The 5,635-nt window shown below is 44.5% G+C and carries 3 protein-coding genes and 1 pseudogene; all 4 read left to right on the top strand.

The genetic code is table 11. The features are described from left to right. A pseudogene (locus tag MTBBW1_RS28100) lies at window positions 1-192 on the top strand (hypothetical protein); the annotation flags it as partial. Window positions 193-401: 209 nt separating this feature from the next. Then, window positions 402-665: an Lcl domain-containing protein gene (locus tag MTBBW1_RS28095; protein ID WP_186441047.1), complete on the top strand. Its 264-nt coding sequence runs from the start codon at window positions 402-404 to the stop codon at window positions 663-665. Next, window positions 649-3,237 carry an Lcl domain-containing protein gene (locus MTBBW1_RS02570; protein ID WP_186441046.1) on the top strand — a complete coding sequence of 863 codons (2,589 nt, stop codon included), beginning with the start codon at window positions 649-651 and terminating at the stop codon, window positions 3,235-3,237. Before MTBBW1_RS28095 ends, MTBBW1_RS02570 begins: the two co-directional genes overlap by 17 nt. Window positions 3,238-3,289: 52 nt before the next feature. Further along, the coding region (locus tag MTBBW1_RS02565) for an Lcl domain-containing protein (protein WP_139786637.1) at window positions 3,290-5,635 on the top strand (2,346 nt) is incomplete at its 3' end.

Here is a 5,635-nt window from a genome sequence, read left to right as displayed (position 1 = left end):
GATTTTATTGTCTCCCGTTCCGGTGCCACAGTGACATTCCGGGGCAGTGACGGAACTTTGCTTGTGATGCCGGCAAGCTCTGTTTACCAGAGTATAAATTTTCAGGACAAGGTGTTTGATCTTGTTATAGATTCGGATTTGGTGAAACTTGGTGGACAAACGATTACTTTGGAGGGTTTGCAGGTACAATAGTTGTGTGGCGTTTTCCTTTGATCTCTCTTAAAAACGACACCTATGATTTTGTGAGCCTTATCAACATTGTCTGAATCAGGATACCCGGGATTAACAGGATAAGGCAGGATTAAGCAAACATCCTGAACATCTTTCTTATCCTGGTTATCCTGATTCAGACAAATGGCCGAAATTAGAACCAAACCCCGTTTTTAATTAAGGACAAAAAAATGAAACAGATAAACCACGCTCTATTTATAACATTTTTTCTGATGTTTATCTTGTTAGCAACTTCCGCCCATGCAGTTGGCCCCTATATTGACAACGGAGACGGCACAGTTTCTGATGAAGGCACTGGTCTTATGTGGCAGCAGAGAGATGACGGAGTTACACGAACCTGGGAAGATGCCTGCCAGGCATGCGAGGAGCTTGAGCTTGCAGGTTATGATGACTGGCGTCGCCCCCAGTGTGGAGGAATTGAAGAGTATCGTTGATTATACAAGCTATGATCCGTCAATTTCTAATGAAATATTTAATAATATAAAAAACAATTGGTACTGGTCGGGCAGTGCGGACGCCAATATACCTGTTTACGCGTGGTTCGTGGGGTTCACCAGTGGCAATGTGGGCAGTTACAGTACGGAGTATGATCTCTACGTTCGTTGTGTTCGTTCTGAATCATATTGGTCTTTTTATCCTTTGGATTATTTGATTATTAAAAATGATAATATTATAGAAGATAATCAAAAAGAGCTTGAATGGCAAAGAGAGGATGATGGAGTTAAACGAACCTGGGAAGCTGCTTGTCAGTATTGTGAAAATCTTGTGCTTGATGGGCATAGTGACTGGAGAATTCCTGATGTTGAGGAGCTGTCATCCATTGTTGATTATACAATCTATAATCCGTCAATTTCTAATGAAATATTTAATAATGTCAAATCTTCTTATTACTGGTCGGGTAGTAAGCACGCTTATCTTACTAGTTACGCGTGGTACGTGCATTTCCTCGGTGGCCGTGTGGAAGGAAACGCTAAGAGCAAGTCTTACTACGTTCGGTGCGTGCGTTCGGGATCAACTTCCTTTTCAATTTCCGCCAGTGAAGAGTATGGATATGTGCCACTATTAGTATCTTTTTCCTGCACAGTCTCCTCGGGCAGCTCACCGTATGAATATGAATGGGATTTCGGTGATGGCAGTGAAGCAAGCATTCAGCAGAACCCTTCCCATGTTTTTAATGTCGCAGGTTATTATTCTGTTCTTTGTACGGTGACTGATAGCTCAGGTCAGAGGTTCACAGAGACTATTAACATTGACGTTCAGCAAAGTCAGGAGCTTGTATTAGAACCTCTTGAAGCAACATTAACCTCCGGTGTAGCCCCACTTTTGACAACTTTCTTTTGTGAGGTGGCATCGGGGAATCCCCCCTATACATATTCATGGAATTTCGGAGATGGCACACAGGCAGTTTCGCAGGAACGTCCTGAACATATTTTTCAGTCTCAAGGCATTTTTACTGTTAGGTGTACAGTGACCGATGCCGCAGGACAGAGAGCAAGCGGAACCATTTCCATTGAAACCAGTGAAAAAACATCAAAGGCCATAATAATAGCCGGCGGAGGTGCTTACGAGACAAATGCCATATGGGAAGATACTGTAACATGTGTGCAGATAGCATATCGTGCCCTGCGCAACCAGGGCTTTGAAGAGGAGAAGATATATTTTATAAGCCCGGATAACGAAATTGACATTGACGGAGATGGTGATTTTGATGTGGATGCCTACGCAACCCTGGATGAGGTCTATAATGCTGTTACTTTCTGGACGGTATCCTCAAATCCTCCTGACGAGCTTTTGATCTACATGACGGATCATGGTGGAGTGGGCAAGTTTATGCTCAACGAGGATCAGGAGTGGCTATATGCAAGTGATCTTGATCTATGGCTTGATACGATTCAGAAAAATATGGATGTGGATGTTATACTTGTATATGATGCCTGTTACTCAGGCAGTTTTATTCAATACATGACTCCGCCTCCTGGCAAGCTGCGGATTTTGATTACAAGCTCAGGGCCTGATGAGCCTGCCTCTTTTGCCGATGATACCCTCTATTCCTTTTCATACCCTTTCTGGGTGAGAATCATTCAGAGCGGCAGCCTGTATAATGGTTTTACCTCCGGAACAACGCAAATGTGCGGCAGGCAGATTCCCCAAATAGAAGCTAACTGGATTTTGCAGGATGGCTTGAATATTGTACCAAATGAAAAAGATGATAAAGAAATTGCAAATACAATAAGGCTTGGTAAGGGGTACGCTCTTGCAGCAGTTCCACCGGTTATTGAAGACGTACCTGAAACAATTGCACTTGATGGAAGGGATTCTGCACGATTGTGGGCAGGCAGTATTATCACTGCTTCCGGTGAGCTTGACAGGGTCTGGGCCATGGTTATTCCACCGGATGCCTATTCCGGATCTGCGGATGTTCCTGTCACCGGCTTGCCTGTGGTGGAGCTTCGGGATGGAGACAGTGACGGTGTTTATGAGGCGCTGTATGATGGATTTGGAAAAAAAGGCATATATGAAGTAAATTTTTTTGCAATGTACAAAGTGATGAGTGGTGACCTTGAAGTGGAGGTCATTTCCGATCCTGTCATGACAACGGTGATTCAGACAGGCTCAGGAACGCTTAACATTGATACCCCTGATAAGTATGTGTCCATGACAAACGATGCTGCTGTATGCAGGGTACCGTCAGGTTATGTTTACCATGTGTATGGGTGCCAGGGAAGCAACAGCGTTGTTATTGAAAGCGGTTCAGGTGGCAGACTTGTCAATTTTCCAGGTGGAAATGTTATCACCATTGAGGGGATTTCAAATGATTTTATTGTATCCCGCTCCGGTGCCACAGTAACATTCAGGGGTAGTGACGGAACCTTGCTTGTGATGCCGGCAAGCTCTGTCTCCCAGAGTATAAATTTTCAGGACAAGTTTTTTGATCTTGTTATAGAGTCGGGTTTGGTAAAGCTTGGTGGACAAACTGTTACTTTGGAGAGTTTGCAGGTACAATAGCAGTGTGGAGTGTACCCTTTACAGATATTTTTAAACAATTAAGGGCAAAAAAATGAAACAGATAAGTCACACCCTTCATATCATGTCCTTTTTGATATTTATTTTCTTAACCACTTCCGCCCATGCAGTTGGCACTTTTGTTGACAACGGAGACGGCACAGTTTCCGATGAAGTCACCGGCCTTATGTGGCAGCAGATAGATGACGGTATCACCCGAAACTGGGAAGATGCCTGTCAGGCATGTGAGGATCTTGAACTTGCAGGTTATGATGACTGGCGTACTCCCAGCGTTGAGGAATTGAGGAGTATTGTTGATTATACTATGTACAATCAGTCAGTTTCAGATGGGGTATTCAACAATGTGAAATCAAATTACTATTGGTCGAGCAGTACCCACGCAGTTTACGTTGATCACGCGTGGCACGTGTATTTCCACGATGGCCGTGTGGGCTACCGCCTTAAGACCAGTGTTAGCTACGTTCGGTGTGTTCGTTCGGGGTCATATTGGTCATTTGATCCTTTAGAATATTTAGTTGTAAAAAGTGAGAACATTATAGAGGATAGACAAAGAGAGCTTGAATGGCAAAGAGAAGATGATGCAGTTACACGAACCTGGGAAGCTTCTTGCAAGTATTGTGAAGACCTAGTACTTGATGGGTATAGTGACTGGAGAATTCCTGATGTTGAGGAATTGTCAACCATTATTGATTATACCAGGGTTCTTCCGTCAATTCCAGCCAATATATTTGATACTGTCACTACAGGAGTGTATTGGTCGGGCAGTGCGTACGCCTATGAAACTTATGTCGGGTGGATTGTGAGTTTCTTCGATGGCAATCTCAGTTACTACCGTAAGAACGCTTTTTACTACGTTCGTTGTGTTCGTTCGGGAGCATTTGTGCCTTTGACTTTTTCAATATCGGCCAGTGAAGAGGATGGATATGCGCCACTTGTAGTATCTTTTTCCTGCACAATATCCTCGGGCAGTTCACCTTATGAATATGAATGGGATTTCGGAGACGGCACACAGGCAGTTTCGCAGGAAAGTCCTGAACATACCTTTCAGTCCCCAGGCACTTTCACTGTAAGGTGTACGGTGACCGATGCCTCGGGACAGACAGTAAGCGGAACCATTGACATTAAAACCAGCGAAACAAGCGAAAAAACATCAAAGGCCATCATAATAGCCGGCGGAGGTCCTTACGAGACAAATGCCATATGGGAAGACACTGTAACATGTGTGAAGATAGCATACCGTTCACTTCGCAACCAGGGCTTTGAAGAGGAGAACATTTATTTCATAAGCCCGGATGATAAAATTGACCTTGACGGAGATGGAGATCTTGATGTGGATGCCTACGCAACCCAGGATGAGGTCTATAATGCAATTACTGACTGGTCTTTATTTTCAAATCCTCCAGACGAGCTTTTGATCTACATGGCAGATCATGGCGGAGTGGGCAAATTTATGCTAAACGAATATCAGGAGTGGCTATATGCAAGTGATCTTGACCTATGGCTGGACACTATTCAGAGAGATATGGATGTAGATGTCATACTTGTCTATGATGCCTGTTACTCAGGCAGTTTTATTCAATACATGACTCCGCCACCTGGCAAGCTGCGGATTTTAATTACAAGCTCTGGCCCTGATGAGGCAGCCTCTTTTGCCGATGATACCCTCTATTCTTTTTCATACCCTTTCTGGGCGAAAATCATTCAGAGCGGCAGCCTTTATAATGGTTTTACCTCCGGAACAACGCAGATGTGCGGCAGGCAGACCCCACAGATTGAAGCGAACTGGATTCTGCAGGATGGTTCGGATATTGTGCCAAATGAAAAGGAGGACAAAAGTATTGCAAGTGCAGTAAGGCTGGGTAAGGGGTACGCCCTTGCAGCAGTTCCACCGGTTATTGAAGACGTACCTGACACAATTGCACTTGATGGAAGCGAATCAGCACGATTGTGGGCAGGCAGTATTATCACTGCTTCCGGTGGGCTTGACAGGGTTTGGGCCATGGTTATTCCGCCTGATGCCTATTCCGGTTCTGCGGATGTTCCTGTCACCGGCCTGCCTGTGGTGGAGCTTTTGGATGGAGACAGTGACGGTGTTTATGAAGCACTGTATGACGGATTTGGAAAAACAGGCACATACGAAGTCAATTTTTTTGCAATGTACAAAGTGATAAGTGGTGATCTTGAAGTGGAGGTTATTTCCGATCCTGTCATGACAACGGTTATTCAGACAGGCTCAGAAACACTTAATATTGACACGCCTGATAAGTATGTCACGATGACAAACGACGGTGCTGTATGCTGGGTACTGTCAGGTTATGTTTACCATGTGTATGGGTGCCAGGGAACCAACAGAGTTGTTATTGAAAGCGGTGCCGGTGCT

The organism is Desulfamplus magnetovallimortis, from assembly GCF_900170035.1.
GTDB lineage: Bacteria > Desulfobacterota > Desulfobacteria > Desulfobacterales > Desulfobacteraceae > Desulfamplus > Desulfamplus magnetovallimortis.
This window is presented reverse-complemented; position numbering and strand designations above follow the sequence as displayed.